The organism is Xanthomonas sp. D-109 (genome assembly GCF_017746095.1).
Lineage (GTDB): Bacteria > Pseudomonadota > Gammaproteobacteria > Xanthomonadales > Xanthomonadaceae > Xanthomonas_A > Xanthomonas_A sacchari.
Map to the genome: position 1 here is coordinate 196,703 of NZ_JAGHWV010000006.1, position 12,577 is coordinate 209,279.

Here is a 12,577-nt window from a genome sequence, read left to right on the forward strand (position 1 = left end):
GCACCAGGGTCGCGCAGCCCGCCGCTGCGCTGGCGCGTCAGTCCCAGTCGGCGCGCCGCTGCCAGACGAAGCCGGGCAGGTCGATGCGCTTGCGCGGCGTGCCATCCCAGTCCACGGTGAAGCCCGCCGCACGCAACGCCGCGGCGACCTGCTGGCCGACCGCCTGATCCGCCTCCTCACGCCCTTCGAGATCGCCGAACGCCAGCATCAGCCCGCCACCATCGATGGCACGCTCCATGTCCTGGCCGTGATAGAAGCAATAGCCGTGGTAGCGCCGGTCCGGCGTGTCGGCCACCGCCTGGTTCACTTCGACGTGACCGTCGGACATGGTGTAGCCGGCATTGGCCAGCGCGCAGATGCCGACCTCGTGCAGCCGCTCGAACAGCGCCTCAAGCCGATCGCAATCGGTCTGCGCCGGCCAGGTCTGCTCCGCCTGCTGCTTGGCCTGCCACTGGCTGGCGACCGAGGCGCGCAGCATCGCCTCATCGCAGTCCTCCTCGATGATGTCCTCGATCATCTCCTGGATCTCGTCCTGGGAATAGAAGCCGGACCAGACCCATTTGCGGATCTCGTCGTACACGTAGGCGTCGGATTCGTTCACGGTCGCTCCTGCGGTCTTCGGCGCATGCCGCGCGCACTGTAGCAGGGCCGTCGATCTGCTCTACGCGTTCATCGTGACGCTGCTGTCGCTGCCGACCTTGGGATTAGACTGATGCCCGGGATTTTTCCAGGGATCAGCGCTTGATGAGGACCGTCTTCGGCTGGCTGTTGCTCGTGTCCGGCAGTTGGATACTGGGCGCGGTCCTGAACGAACTCGCATCGCGTAGCGGCCTGATCGAGCTGGCCCACGATCGCCGTGGCGAATGGTCCGCCGTGACGACACCCATCATCGCGAGTGTCGGCGTGTTGTTGAGTTACTGCGGTGCGCGTTGGCTGATCCTGAAGACGACCTGCAGGCCATGGCACGTCGCCGGCACGGCCGTTCTGGTGGTGTTCCTCTCATTCTGTTGGCTGACGTCGCGCTTCCACCACGCGGTCTGATGATGGACGTTCAACCGCGCACAGCGTGGCGCCGCCGGAGCCGTTGGCGGCGGTGTCGTTGCGGACCACGATTCCGCGCTGCGAACATACGCCGTGCAGCCTTCTCCCCGGGGAACCCGCGGAGAGGCACGGCGCGCGCGCTACGGTCAGCGGCGCGCGCCGTCTCTACGCCCTTAGCAGGCGTGTTCGACCAGTAACGGCGCCGCCTGACGCGGACCACGCCGCGAGGTCGAGGTACCGGCCGTGCCCAAGGGCTTGGCCTGGCTCCGCGCCGGCATGTCGCCGTTGCTGCCCGCCACGCGGAACAGCGTCACCGCCTCGCCGAGCTGGATCGCCTGCTCTTCCATCGCCTGGGCCGCCGCCGCGGCTTCTTCCACCAGGGCGGCGTTCTGCTGGGTGGCCTGGTCCATGTGGGTGATGGTCTGGGTGACCTGCTCGATGCCGCTCGACTGCTCCTGCGAAGCGGCCGAGATCTCGGTCATGAAGTCGGTCACGCGCTGCACGCTGGCGACGATCTCGTGCATGGTGCTGCCGGCGCTGTTGACCAGCAGCGAGCCTGCGTCCACCTTGCTCACCGAGTCGTCGATCAGCTGCTTGATCTCCTTGGCGGCTTCGGCCGAGCGCTGCGCCAGCACTCGCACTTCGCTGGCGACCACGGCAAAGCCGCGGCCCTGCTCGCCGGCACGCGCGGCTTCCACCGCCGCGTTCAGGGCGAGGATGTTGGTCTGGAAGGCGATGCCGTCGATCACGCTGGTGATGTCGGCGATCCGCCTGGACGAGGTCTGGATGCCGTTCATCGTGTCGATGACCTGGGCCACCACCGTGCCGCCTTGCGACGCCACCGCGGTCGCGCCGATGGCCAACTGGTTGGCCTGGCTGGCGCGTTCGGCATTTTGGCGCACGGTGGAGGTCAGCTCCTCCATCGAGGCGGCGGTTTCCTCCAGGCTGGCGGCCTGCTGCTCGGTACGACGCGAGAGATCTGCGTTGCCGGCAGCGATCTCGCCGGCGGCGCCGGTGATCTGCCCGGACGCATGCTGGATGCGGCCAACGATCCCGGTCAGCTGGGCCACGGTGGCATCGGCATCCTCGCGCATCTGCGCGAACACGCCCTGGAACTGACCCTCCATGCGCGTGGTCAGGTCGCCGCTCGCGATGTCCTGCAGCAGCTTGGACAGGGCCTGCAGATTGCCGTCGGTGGTCGCCATCAACTGGTTCAACCCCTCGACCATCTCGCGGAAGTCGTACTGGAAGCGCGCGGTGTCGCCGCGCACGGCGAAGTCGCCGGCGGCCGCGGCGTCGACCAGTCGCCCGATCTCGGCATTCATCGCCGACAGATTGCGCTTGACCTGGTCCATGGTCTCGGTGAGCGCGGCCTGCTCGCCGGGCAGGCGATCCATGTCCTGCGACAGGTCACCGATCGCATAGCGTCCCATGATCTCGAGCAGGCGCTGCTGGAGGCTCACATGCATGTCGAGCAACGCATTGCTCTCCCGCACCATGCGCCCGTACTCGCCGGGAAACGCGTGCTCGTCCATGCGCCGGCTGACGTCGCCGTGCTCGTGATGCCTGGCCACCTGCGACTGCGCCGCCATCACCGCCTGCAACTGCGCCTGCATGCGGTCCATGCTGGTCAGCAGACGGCCGGTCTCGTCCTTGGGCTGCGGCGGGATCCGATGGTCCAGCCGGCCCTGGGCGATGGATTCGGCGATCTCCGTCGCGCGCCCGAGCGGCCCGGCCAGGCTGCGGGTGATCAGCACGCTCAAGATCGCGCCGAGCACCGCCGCCAGCAGGCCGAACCCGATCAAGGCACGATTGCTGAACAGCAGGGCCGCCTGGATCTCGTCGGAACTGAGCGCGTTCTGCCGGATCTGCAGATCGACCGCGTTCTGGATCACCTGCACGCGCCGCGCCAGCAACGGCGCCGCATCGCCGTACAGCAGTTGCCTGGCCGCCTCGATCTCGCCGGAACTGGCCAGCGCCAGCACCCGGCTGTTGACCGACCGTGCGGCTGCCTGCGCGTCATGGATCTCCTTGCGCATGGCAAGACCTGCCGGCGTGCCCGGCAGGGCGTCCAGGGCCTTGCGACGGCGATCGTTGTCGACGCGGATCTCCTGGATCTTGGCGGCGAGCGCCGGGCGCTTGTCGGCCGGCGAAAGCATCATGTCGCGCAGGTAACGCTCTGCGCTCATATTGTTGCGCAGCATGGTGTACAGCAGTTCGGTCTTCAGGTTGTTCTCGTGGACGATCTTGTCGACCGCCTGGCGCACGTTGTGGAACTGATAGAGCGCCAAGGTGGAGGATGCGCCGAGCAGCACGATCAGCAGGCCGAACGACAGCGCAAGGCGCTGACTCACCTTGAAGGAGTGAAAGAAATGCATCGGGGGGACTCGCGAGGGGGGTACCTCTATCGGTCTCAACCCCGCGAACTTGACCCCAAGCGAGCGACCCAGGTCCCAAATCCGGACATTCGCAGGCGCAGATGTCGCTGGCGTCGCATCACCGCGCGGCACCGCCGATGCCCAGGAAAGCAGATACGCCACCGTATCGTCCGCAGCGCGCGCGACAGTCGCGAACGGCGTTGTTGGCGCACACCACAACGCGCGTCATGCCTGCAACGGCGCTGTTTGCGCGGCATCGGCCGTCGCCTGGCCCACGTCGTCAGGCGCACCGGACAAGCTGCGGCGCATGCAGAGCGCGCGGTCGCACCGGACAAGCCGGCGCGACCGCGCGGTGCCATGCACGTCATGACCGTGAATCGGCCTACTTGACCTCCACCGCGCCGAGATCGCACACCGCGGTATTGCGGGGATTGCCGCGCTGGTCGATGGCGGTGCAGCCGCTGCCTGCATTCAACGCCGGGCTGTTGGCCGCAGGCAGCATGGTCAGGGTTGGCCCGCCGTTGCTGGCGGGGGCCGACAGCAACGGATCGGCCGCTTTCACGGTGCCCGCGGCCAGGCAGGCATTCGGCCACACCGCGCCCTTGGCCGAATACTCGATCAGGTTGTTGCCGGTGTTGCTCTGGTTGTTGCAGAACACGCGCTCGGTCTTGGAATACAGGATGCTGTTGCGGAGGTGGAACCTGTCGCCGAACAGCGTCACCCACGGCGTGTTCTCGGCGAAGGTGACGTTGTTGAAGCGCACGCTGGGGCTGCCCTGGTCGCCGTTGGCCGGCTGCCAGCCGACATGCTGGATGGCCGCGCCCACGCCCTTGGCGGAGTTGCCGTAGAAGGTGCTGTTGCTGACGTCGCAGGCGCCATAGCAATCCAGGTACAGCGCGCCGGCGTTGCCCTGTTCGGCCTTGTTGGACAGGAAGCTGGTCTCGGCGACGCTGATGGTCCCCGGCGTGGTGATGGTGGTGCCGGCGTGCGAGGTGTCGGTGAAGCCCATGCTGATGCGCGCGCCGCCGCCGGGGCCGCCAGTGGCGACGTTGTTGGCGAAGGTGGAGTACTTCACGTCGATGGTGTCCGGCGCGTATGCCCACAACGTGGCGCCGCCGGAGCCGTTGGCGGCGACGTTGTTGCGGACCACGGTGCCGCACATCGCCAACGTGCCGCCACTGCCGACGCCACCCTTGAGATAGCCGGCCAGCGATGCGCCGTCGGTGTCGATCGCCCCGCCGCCGCCGAAATTGCCGGCATCGGGGAATCCTTGCGGCGCATTGATCGCCTGGTTGTTGGCGAATTCCGAACCGACGATGGTCAGCCGGCTGAGCTGGGTGTACAGGGCGCCGCCGAGCCAGGAGCTGTTCTTGTAGAAGCCGCTGCGGACGATGGTCACCTCGGCGTCGCTGCCGGCGAAGATGGCGCCGCCGCCGATGCTGCTGCGGTTGGCCAGGAACTGGCTGTTGATGACTTCCAGCTTGCCGCGGTAGCCGACCTTGATCGCGCCGCCGCCCCAGGTGCCCGGGTCGTAGGCCTGGTTCGATGCAGGCTGCACGGAGCTGCCGTTCTGCAGTTTCAGGTTGCGCACCGACAGCTCGCTGCCGGCATTGACCAGCAGGATCCGGGCGGATTGGCGGCCGTCCAGGGTGATCCTGCCCTGGCCGTCGATCACGGTGGGCGCCCCCGCCGCGATGACGATCGAACGGTCGACCGCGATGCTGGTCGGCTTGGCGCCGCAGCTGAAGGTGATGTAGCCGCCCTGCGCGACGGCGGAGGCCAGCGCGCTGGCGGTGCAACTGGCCTGCGTACCGTTGCCGACCATGGTGGTCGCGGTCGGCAGCACCCAGGCCTGCGGCACGCTGCATTGCGGCGCCGCGGGGACCGCAGCGATCGCCGTGGCGGTGGTCATGAGGGCAAGGACACCCAGCGCGCGTGCGCCGGTGATGAGGGAGAACGTCGTGGTCATGATCATGCTCGATAGGGTTGCGGGGGAACAACACGACGCACAACAGTCATTCGACTGTCATCCACGTCGCTGACACCTCGAGTGCAACCGGCAGCCTGCGCTGACCGGCGGCACAGGGTGCTTGAGCGCGTGTGGAGCGGCCACAACGCAGGTAGCAGATCGCGCGATTGCACGGTCCGCTAATGCGACAGTGTGCCGATACGCGGCGCATGGCACGGTTTGAATGCGTCGCAAGGCACGTTCCCGTGCCGCACCCGATCGCGGCGTGCATGCGGCGCGGTGACCGGCCCGCGCTACAGCGTGTCCAGACGTTCGCGCAACTGCTGCGCCTGCGCGCGCAGAGCCTGCAGTTGCGTGGCCGGCAGCTTGCCGAGCTGGCGGTAGACCACGTCCAGGCGGCGATTGCGCCCCAGCGTGTCCTGGTGCCGCGCGAAGAAGTCCCAGTACAGCGCGTTGTACGGACACGCATGCGAACCGGTCTTCTGCTTGCGATCGTAGCGGCAGCCCTGGCAGTAGTCGCTCATGCGGTCGATGTAGGCCGCGCTGCTGACGTAGGGCTTGGTCGCGAGCAGGCCGCCGTCGGCGAACTGGCTCATGCCCACGGTGTTGGGCAGTTCGACCCATTCAAACGCGTCGATGTAGACGCCCAGGTACCAGCGGTGCACCGCGGCCGGATCCAGGCCGGCGAGCAGGGCGAAGTTGCCGATGACCATCAGCCGCTGGATATGGTGCGCGTACGCATCCTGCAGCGATTGGCCGATGGCGTGCTGCAGGCAGCGCATGTGCGTCTCGCCGGTCCAGAACCAGGCCGGCAGCGGCGTGTCGTGGCCGAGCGCGTTGCGCGCTTCATAGCCCGGCATGTGTGCCCAGTAGATGCCGCGCACGTACTCGCGCCAGCCGAGGATCTGCCGTACGAAACCTTCCACCGCCGCCAGCGGCGCGGCGCCGGCGCCATAGGCCGCCAGCGCGCGCTGCACCACTTCCTGCGGCCGCAGCATCTTGGTGTTGAGAGCGAAGGAAAGCTGCGAATGGAACAGGCGCGGACTGCGCGTGCTCATCGCATCTTCATAGCGGCCGAAATGCGGCAGGGCGTCGACGATGAAGCGATCGAGGCAGGCCAGCGCCTCGGCGCGGTTCAGCGGCCAGCGCACCGCCTCTGCCTGCGGCTGACCGAAACTGTCCACGCCGGCGGCCTGGATGCTGGCCCACAGCGCGCGGTGATCGTGGGTCGGGCGCGCATCGGGCGGTGGCGGCGGCTCGCCATGCCAGGGCTGGCGATTGTCGTGGTCGTAGTTCCACTGCCCGCCCTCGGGCGTGCCGTCCGCCGCCAGCAGGATGCGGTGGCGCTTGCGCATGTGCCGGTAGAAGTGCTCCATCAACCATTGCGGGCGCCCGCGGAAAAAATCCGCCAGCTCGCCGCGGCGCGTGTAGAAGTGCATGCTGTCCACCGCCTCGACAACGAAGGCCTGCGCCGCGCGCCACTGCCGCAGTTGCTGGTCCAGGCGCCATTCGTCCGGATCCTGGTACTGCAGGCGCTGCGCACCGTAGTGCGCCATCAACGCGCCGAGATTGGCGGGGATGGACTGGCGATTGCTGGCATCGTCGATGGCCACGTAGCGCACGCGGTGGCCGGCGCTGCGCAGATGTCCGGCGAAGTCGCGCATCGCGGCGAACACCGCCAGGATCTTCTGCGCATGGTGCAGGACGTAGTCGGTCTCCTGCCGCACTTCCATCAGCACATACACCACGCCGGGATCGCGCACGTCGAACCAGGCGTGCTCGGGATCGAGCTGGTCGCCGAGCACCAGGCGCAGGGTGTGGGCGGTGGAGGGCAGGGGACTCACGCAGGGCGGCACGCCTGCTGGCATGCGGTGCGCCAGCGCACGGCCCGGCGGCTCACGGCGCCTCCGGCGCGCGCACGCGCTTGCGCTCGCCACGGCAGCGATCGGAACAATATTTCACCTCGTCCCAGACCTTCTCCCATTTCTTGCGCCAGCGGAACGGCCGGCCGCAGTGCAGGCAGGGCTTTTCCGGCAGATCCTGTTTCTTGCGCATGCGCGATCCGCAGTTCGCTCAGGGTCGCTGTCGCTTACGGCTGCGCCGGCCACTCGCGGAACACCACGCAGACCGTGGTGGGGTCCAGCATCGCGAACTCGCGTGCGCCCCATGGCTTGAGCGCGACGGTACGGCAATTCGGATGCAGCCACTGCGGCGCACGTGCCGACAACTCGGCATAGATCGTGTCGATGCTGTCGGTTTCGATGCCCAGTTCCGGCCGGTCCTTCGCCGCCCACTCGGCGTTCTCCACCAGATAGGCCTTGGCGCCGTCGCGTGCGATCACCGCCATCGTGGCGTCCTGGTACAGCACCTGGAATCCCAGGCCGTCGACGAAGAAGTCCAGCCCGTCCTGCATGCGCGCGTAGAAGATCTTGGGGATGAGGTTCTTGAACATGGGGCGACCTTGCGTCGGTGACCAGTGGCGAGTGTAGCGGGCCGGTCCCAGCACGGCATGACGACAAAAACAGGGTCGCCGGATGCCTGCCGCGCGCGGAGGCTGGCGATGCCGCAGGCGGCTACACTGGTCAGCCTTCTTGTCGCCTCGACCCCAGCCATGACGTTCCGCTTCACCTGCAGCGCCTGCGATCAGGTCCACGAAGGCATGCCCGGCTTCAGCGTTGCGGCGCCGCAGAGCTATGCGCTGATTCCGGAGGCGCAGCGCGCCACCCGCTGCGAGCTGGGCTCGGACGATTGCGTGATCGACGAGGCTCACTTCTTCGTCCGCGGCTGCATCGAGATCCCCGTGCATGGCCACGCCGAGCCGTTTTCCTGGGGCGTGTGGGTCTCGCTCAGCGAAGCCAGCTACCTGCAGTGGGTCCGCTGCTTCGACCAGCCGCAGCGCGCGCATGTGGGGCCGTTCTTCGGCTGGCTGAACACACGCCTGTCGCCGTATCCGGAGACCGCCGGCCTCAAGACGCAGGTCCATCTGCGCAACGACGGCATTCGCCCATGGATCGAACTGGAGCCAACCGCGCACCCGCTCGCGGTCGAACAGCGTGAAGGGATCTCCGAGCAGCGGGTGGCCGAACTGTATGCGCTGATGACGCACACATCCATCTCCGTTGCGACGGACCAGGGGACGACGCCATAACGCTGTCGTCGGTGTGGATGTTTGTGGGCCGCGGGCCGCGTTTCCGTCCGGTGTAGCGGAGGCGTGGAGCCGCGCGCGGCGCCGCAGCGGTACGCTGACCCAAAACCCGGTCGGCGTCGGCGCGTAAGACTCGGCGGTGTACGAAGGCCCATTCCGACCGCGCATCAGCACTACGAAACTGGCGTGTAGGCTCTGCGCGAGCATCGCACCCGCGAAGCGGTGACGTCGCACGCCGCATAGGCACCGCCCCGAATCGGAGCAGCACATGGGATATGAGTATCGCCTGAGGTTTGCCGGCGCCGATCCAGCAAAGACACGGCAAGCCATCGGCCAGCTGCCGGGCGTGGAAGATGCAGACGCGCGCGATGCCGGCGCCGCCGCCGCGCTGGCACGACCGATGCCGGACGCGGTGATCTGCTGCACCGCAGACGGCCTGTCCTTTTGCGCGAACACCAGCGAGGGACTGCGCTGCCTCGGCACCGTCATCGCCCGCCTGACCAGCACGTTCGGGGCGGTCGAGGTGGCGGAACTGGAATGACCGGCAACGCCGCCCGCGCGGTGCTGCGCCAGCCACGCCGACTACACTACCGCCGATGACCTCGCCCCTGCCCCTGCCGCCGCTGCACCCGCTCGCCGATCCCGCACCGCCTGCCGCCCGCAACGCCGCGACGCTGGGCAAGCGCCTGTGCCGGCAGGTCGGCCAGGCCATCGCCGATTTCGGCATGATCGGCGCCGGCGACAAGGTCATGGTGTGCCTGTCCGGCGGCAAGGACAGCTACACCCTGCTGGACATCCTGCTGCAGCTGCAGCGCAAGGCGCCGGTGCCGTTCGAGCTGGTGGCGGTGAACCTGGACCAGAAGCAGCCGGGGTTTCCCGCCGACGTGCTGCCGACCTACCTGCGCCAGCGCGGCGTGCCCTGGCATGTGATCGAGCAGGACACCTATTCGGTGGTCACCCGGGTGGTGCCGGAAGGCAAGACCCTGTGTTCGCTGTGTTCGCGGCTGCGCCGTGGCGCGCTGTACCGCTACGCCGCGGAGAATGGCTTCACCAAGATCGCGCTGGGGCACCACCGCGACGACATTGTCGCCACGTTCTTCATGAACCTGTTCTTCCACGCCAAGCTGGCGGCGATGGCGCCGGTGCTGCGCAGCGACGATGGCCGCCACGTGGTGATCCGGCCGCTGGCCTACGTGCGCGAGGACGACATCGCCGCATACGCGCAGGCGCAGGCCTTCCCGCTGATCCCCTGCACGCTGTGCGGCAGCCAGGAGACGCTGCAGCGCCGCCAGGTCGGGCAACTGCTGCAGCAGTGGGACCGGGAGCATCCGGGGCGGGTGGAGCAGATCGCCCGCGCGCTGGGCAACGTGCATCCGGCGCAACTGGCCGACCGCGCGCTGTTCGACTTCGCCGCGCTCGGCGGCGCCGCGATGGCGCCGGCCGGTGCCTGGGCGGACGACGCGCCGGGCTGACCCACCTCGCTGAACCGCCCGATGCGGTACCCGGGCGGGCACGATGCGACAATGGCCACCGCTCCCCGGCGCACGCCGCCGGACCGTTCCGTTTCCTTCCGCTGGATGCTCAATGTTCTTTCGCAATCTGACCCTGTTCCGCTTTCCCACCACGCTCGATTTCTCCGAGGTCGAAAAGCTCCTGCCGGAGGCCCTGCTCAAGTCGGTCGGCCCGCTGGAAATGAGCTCGCGCGGCTTCATCTCCCCGTTCGGCCGCGACGAGCAGGAAGCGCTGTCGCACCGCATCGCCGATTTCCTGTGGCTGACCGTCGGCGGCGAGGACAAGATCCTGCCCGGCTCGGTGGTCAACGACCTGCTTGCGCGCAAGGTCGCCGAGATCGAGGAGAAGGAAGGCCGGCGCCCCGGCGGCCGCGCCCGCAAGCGGCTCAAGGACGACCTGATCCATGAGCTGCTGCCGCGTGCCTTCGTCAAGTCCTCGCGCACCGACGCCATGCTCGACCTGCAGCACGGCTACGTCGCCGTGGACACCTCCAGCCGCAAGACCGGCGAGAACGTGATGTCGGAGATCCGCGGCCTGCTCGGCAGCTTCCCGGCGCTGCCGCTGAATGCCGAAGTGGCGCCGCGCTCGATCCTCACCGGCTGGATCGCCGGCGAACCGCTGCCCGAAGGCCTGAGCCTGGGCGAAGAGTGCGAGATGAAGGATCCGATCGAAGGCGGCGCGGTGGTCAAGTGCCAGCACCAGGAACTGCGCTGCGACGAGATCGACAAGCACCTGGAAGCGGGCAAGCAGGTCACCAAGCTGGCGCTGGTGCTCGACGACCACGTGTCCTTCGTGCTCGGCGACGATCTGGTGATCCGCAAGCTGAAGTTCCTCGACGGCGCGCTGGACCAGCTCGAGCATGCCGACCAGGACGGCGTGCGCGCCGAGCTGGACGCGCGCTTCGCGCTGATGAGCGCCGAGGTGCGGCGCCTGTTCCTGCTGCTGGAAGCGGCGCTGAAGCTGAGCAAGGCCGACTGATGCCGCGGCGGAGGCGGCCGCACGCGGCTGTCACCGTGCGCACCCGCACCGGCGGTATGCTGTGCCCATGCCCGATCTGCTCCGTCGCCTGATCGCGCCGCCCCCGGCGGCCGTCGAACGCGACCTCGTCCGCTTCCGGTTGGACGAGCGCGAAGTCGAGGTGCTGCGCGTGCGCGACCCGCGCGCGCGGCGCATCAAGCTCAGCGTGGACGAACGCGGCGCGCGCCTGACCCTGCCGCTGCGCGCCAGCCTGGTCGCCGGCGAGCGCTTCCTGCTGGAGAACCGGCAATGGCTGGCGCAGCAACTGTCGCGCTATGTCGCCGCCGAGACGCTGGCGCCGCTGCGCCCGGGCGAGGCTGGTGAACTGCCGCTGCGCGGGCAGTCGCTGCCGGTGGCCTGGCACGATGCCCGCTACGCGCGCATCGCGCTCGTCGATGGCGTGGCCCAGGTGCACCTGCCGCCGCGCGGCGGCGATGCGGCGCTGCGCCGCGCGCTGCGCGATTTCTACGAGGCCCAGGCCCGCGCCGACGTCGGCCGCTGGCTGCCGCGCTACCTGCCGTCGCTGCCGCGCGCCCCGCGCGCGGTGCGCTACAAGGTCATGTCCTCGCAGTGGGGATCGCTGGCGCCCGACGGCAGCATGGCGCTGGACCTGGCGCTGGTGCTGGGGCGGCCCTCGGCGTTCGAGTACGTACTGGTGCACGAGCTCTGCCACTTGATCCAGGCCAACCACTCGCCAGCGTTCTGGCACGAAGTGGAAGCGCGCTTCCCCGACTGGCGCGCCGAGCGCACCTGGTTCCATCAGCACGGCCGCCAGCTCAAGGCGCATCTGCGCTGGCTGCTGCGGCCCGAGCGCGACTGAAGAGCGGATCCACGCACGATGGAAGATGCGCCGTAGGAGCGGCTTCAGCCGCGACGGGCGTCACCGGGAAAGCCTGTCGCGGCTGAAGCCGCTCCTACAAAACAAGCTGCACACGCCACTTGGCCGAGCACGCTCTTCGAAGCGCCCGGACGACCTCGCGGCGCTGCTACACCAGACCGCGGCTGAACACCGAACATCGCGGTGCGCGCGGCGTCAGCGGCGAGGGTGCGGATGGGTAGCGAATCGGACAAGCATGCTGCGCTGCGGCACGAGATGGCGCGACGGGGATGCGAACAAGAGGGATAACGACTGTGGGTAGGTGCGCCGCTGCGGGCGCATCGCGGTGGGTTGGCCCAGCGCTGCGGAAGCAGAACTCCATGCAGCGCCCGGTAGGCCCCCTCTCCTCCCGCCTACCGCAAATCAGGCGCGACCTCCGGCGCCAGCGAGGCGGTACGGTCCGAGCGGCGCTACGCCGGCATGTCAGGACGCCGGGATCGAGCCGCGAACACAGGACGTATCGCGTCTACGCCTGTTGACGGCAGGCGCGGGCGCAACTTAAGCGAAAATTCTTTTACACACAAGCTTCACGTTCAGTGTGTAGGGCGCATCCCGACAGCACTGTCCGCAGGCCCCTGACGCCCGCGGATTCGAGGTGACGATGGACGACTACGGGTCGCTGCCTGCGCTGCGCCCGA

General features: G+C 68.4%; 12 protein-coding genes. 6 read left to right on the plus strand and 6 right to left on the minus strand.

All coding sequences use genetic code 11. The features are described 5' to 3' along the window. Nucleotides 1-37: 37 nt before the first annotated feature. Nucleotides 38-601, minus strand: coding sequence for a hypothetical protein (locus J7357_RS06940; protein WP_209245541.1), 564 nt, complete (start codon nt 599-601; stop codon nt 38-40). A gap of 143 nt (nt 602-744) precedes the next feature. Here J7357_RS06940 and J7357_RS06945 point away from each other — a divergent pair, with 143 nt between their 5' ends. Next, nucleotides 745-1,041, plus strand: coding sequence for a hypothetical protein (locus tag J7357_RS06945; protein WP_209245542.1), 297 nt, complete (start codon nt 745-747; stop codon nt 1,039-1,041). Between the two features lie 173 nt (nt 1,042-1,214). Here J7357_RS06945 and J7357_RS06950 read toward each other — a convergent pair whose 3' ends face one another. The 5 genes from J7357_RS06950 to J7357_RS06970 form a co-directional block, all read right to left on the minus strand. Next, entirely contained in the window at nt 1,215-3,419 is a 2,205-nt protein-coding gene (locus J7357_RS06950; protein WP_209245543.1) for a methyl-accepting chemotaxis protein, read from the minus strand. A gap of 382 nt (nt 3,420-3,801) precedes the next feature. Next, entirely contained in the window at nt 3,802-5,394 is a 1,593-nt protein-coding gene (locus J7357_RS06955; RefSeq protein ID WP_209245544.1) for a choice-of-anchor Q domain-containing protein, read from the minus strand. 287 nt (nt 5,395-5,681) lie between these two features. After that, nucleotides 5,682-7,232, minus strand: a complete 1,551-nt coding sequence (locus J7357_RS06960; protein ID WP_209245545.1) for a cryptochrome/photolyase family protein — start codon at nt 7,230-7,232, stop codon at nt 5,682-5,684. Nucleotides 7,233-7,284: 52 nt separating this feature from the next. Next, on the minus strand, nt 7,285-7,443 hold the full coding sequence (locus J7357_RS06965) for a DUF2256 domain-containing protein (protein ID WP_017912123.1): 159 nt from the start codon (nt 7,441-7,443) through the stop codon (nt 7,285-7,287). A gap of 34 nt (nt 7,444-7,477) precedes the next feature. Beyond that, nucleotides 7,478-7,840: a hypothetical protein gene (locus J7357_RS06970; RefSeq protein WP_209245546.1), complete on the minus strand. Its 363-nt coding sequence runs from the start codon at nt 7,838-7,840 to the stop codon at nt 7,478-7,480. A 159-nt stretch (nt 7,841-7,999) separates the two neighbouring features. Between J7357_RS06970 and J7357_RS06975 the strand changes: the two genes are divergently transcribed. The 5 genes from J7357_RS06975 to J7357_RS06995 all read left to right on the plus strand — a co-directional run bounded on the left by J7357_RS06975 (nt 8,000) and on the right by J7357_RS06995 (nt 11,882). Continuing rightward, nucleotides 8,000-8,536, plus strand: a complete 537-nt coding sequence (locus tag J7357_RS06975) for a DUF2199 domain-containing protein (RefSeq protein ID WP_209245547.1) — start codon at nt 8,000-8,002, stop codon at nt 8,534-8,536. Between the two features lie 265 nt (nt 8,537-8,801). After that, nucleotides 8,802-9,074 (plus strand): hypothetical protein, encoded by a 273-nt coding sequence (locus J7357_RS06980; protein WP_244667335.1) that lies wholly within the window; start codon nt 8,802-8,804, stop codon nt 9,072-9,074. A 55-nt stretch (nt 9,075-9,129) separates the two neighbouring features. Continuing rightward, nucleotides 9,130-10,005 (plus strand): tRNA 2-thiocytidine(32) synthetase TtcA, encoded by an 876-nt coding sequence (gene ttcA / locus J7357_RS06985; protein WP_209245548.1) that lies wholly within the window; start codon nt 9,130-9,132, stop codon nt 10,003-10,005. A gap of 112 nt (nt 10,006-10,117) precedes the next feature. After that, on the plus strand, nt 10,118-11,023 hold the full coding sequence (locus J7357_RS06990) for a recombination-associated protein RdgC (protein ID WP_010340613.1): 906 nt from the start codon (nt 10,118-10,120) through the stop codon (nt 11,021-11,023). Between the two features lie 67 nt (nt 11,024-11,090). Next, on the plus strand, nt 11,091-11,882 hold the full coding sequence (locus J7357_RS06995) for a SprT family zinc-dependent metalloprotease (RefSeq protein WP_209245549.1): 792 nt from the start codon (nt 11,091-11,093) through the stop codon (nt 11,880-11,882). The last annotated feature ends 695 nt before the right edge of the window (nt 11,883-12,577 follow it).

Bases quoted from the DNA above. Each gene is read 5' to 3' on its own strand.
- J7357_RS06945 (WP_209245542.1), top strand. From the start codon at position 745: ATGAGGACCGTCTTCGGCTGGCTGTTGCTCGTGTCCGGCAGTTGGATA.
- J7357_RS06955 (WP_209245544.1), bottom strand. From the start codon at position 5,394: ATGATCATGACCACGACGTTCTCCCTCATCACCGGCGCACGCGCGCTG.
- J7357_RS06965 (WP_017912123.1), bottom strand. From the start codon at position 7,443: ATGCGCAAGAAACAGGATCTGCCGGAAAAGCCCTGCCTGCACTGCGGC.
- J7357_RS06995 (WP_209245549.1), top strand. From the start codon at position 11,091: ATGCCCGATCTGCTCCGTCGCCTGATCGCGCCGCCCCCGGCGGCCGTC.
- J7357_RS06950 (WP_209245543.1), bottom strand. From the start codon at position 3,419: ATGCATTTCTTTCACTCCTTCAAGGTGAGTCAGCGCCTTGCGCTGTCG.
- J7357_RS06975 (WP_209245547.1), top strand. From the start codon at position 8,000: ATGACGTTCCGCTTCACCTGCAGCGCCTGCGATCAGGTCCACGAAGGC.
- J7357_RS06980 (WP_244667335.1), top strand. From the start codon at position 8,802: ATGGGATATGAGTATCGCCTGAGGTTTGCCGGCGCCGATCCAGCAAAG.
- ttcA (WP_209245548.1), top strand. From the start codon at position 9,130: ATGACCTCGCCCCTGCCCCTGCCGCCGCTGCACCCGCTCGCCGATCCC.
- J7357_RS06970 (WP_209245546.1), bottom strand. From the start codon at position 7,840: ATGTTCAAGAACCTCATCCCCAAGATCTTCTACGCGCGCATGCAGGAC.
- J7357_RS06990 (WP_010340613.1), top strand. From the start codon at position 10,118: ATGTTCTTTCGCAATCTGACCCTGTTCCGCTTTCCCACCACGCTCGAT.